This window comes from Bacillus sp. SIMBA_008, from assembly GCF_046535495.1.
In the GTDB taxonomy this organism is placed as follows: domain Bacteria; phylum Bacillota; class Bacilli; order Bacillales; family Bacillaceae; genus Bacillus; species Bacillus subtilis.
This window is the reverse complement of record NZ_JAWRWL010000725.1, coordinates 1-259: the sequence shown is the minus strand read 5'-3', so window position 1 is coordinate 259 and position 259 is coordinate 1. Positions and strand designations below refer to the sequence as shown.

1 protein-coding gene is annotated in these 259 nt (G+C 48.6%); it reads right to left on the bottom strand.

The window, feature by feature from the left end; all coding sequences use genetic code 11:
• The coding region (locus SB658_RS25160; protein WP_410603145.1) for a hypothetical protein at positions 1 to 259 on the bottom strand (259 nt) is incomplete at both ends.

Genomic DNA, 259 nt, shown 5'->3' with positions numbered 1-259 from the left:
GGAAACCGGGAAAATGAAAGTCTGTTCTTCTGCCGGTTCATACGCTGTTCTCTGTGATTCTTCAGGGATAAATTCCTCCAGAATGAGATGCACGTTTGAACCTGTCGCCCCGAAAGAACTGATGCCCGCACGCCGGGGATATACGGTCTCGTTTCCGTTTTCCGTCACTGATGGCTGCTGCCATGCTTCGGTATGATGCTGGACGTAAAACGGTGATTGTTCAAAATCTAAATACGGATTCAGCTCCTCGGAATGAAGA